At 66.2% G+C, this 592-nt stretch carries 1 protein-coding gene; it reads left to right on the top strand.

The window, feature by feature from the left end; all coding sequences use genetic code 11:
* On the top strand, positions 1 to 592 hold a 592-nt coding region (locus IE101_RS19695; protein WP_189635523.1), incomplete at both ends, for an IS110 family RNA-guided transposase.

The raw sequence follows: 592 nt of genomic DNA, 5'->3' as shown, positions 1-592 counted from the left end.
CCGACAGCGCACGCAGGCAATCAACGCGCTTCGCGGCCATCTGGGTGAGTTCGGGCAGATCGTGCCACAGGGGGCAGCGAACGCAGCGCGACTGATCGCCATCGTCGAGGACCCGGAGAACGGCTTGCCCGCCGATGCCAACGCCACGCTCCAAGTCTTGGTCGCAGCCCTCACCCATCTCGAGACGGAGATCGGCAAGCTCGATGCCGAGATCGCCCGGCGGGCCAAGGAGAACGAGCTGGCGCGGCGGCTGATGACCATTCCAGGGATCGGGCCGCTGATTGCCACGGCAATTGCGGTCCTAGCGCCGCCACCTGAGACGTTCCGCAAGGCGCGCGACTTCGCCGCGTGGCTCGGCCTGACACCGCGGCAGCATTCGACAGGGGGCAAGCAGCGTCTCGGGGCCACGACGAAGATGGGCGAGCGATCCTTGCGACGACTTCTGATCATTGGCGCCAACAGCGTCATCATCAAGCGCCATGTTCATGCCACAGCGAGACCAGGAACTTGGCTGGGCGGGATGCTGACGCGTAAGCCGCCGATGCTGGTGCGGGTGGCGCTGGCCAACAAGATGGCGCGGATCGTCTGGGCT

The organism is Gemmobacter lanyuensis, assembly GCF_014652355.1.
Taxonomy (GTDB): Bacteria; Pseudomonadota; Alphaproteobacteria; order Rhodobacterales; family Rhodobacteraceae; genus Gemmobacter; species Gemmobacter lanyuensis.
This window is presented reverse-complemented; position numbering and strand designations above follow the sequence as displayed.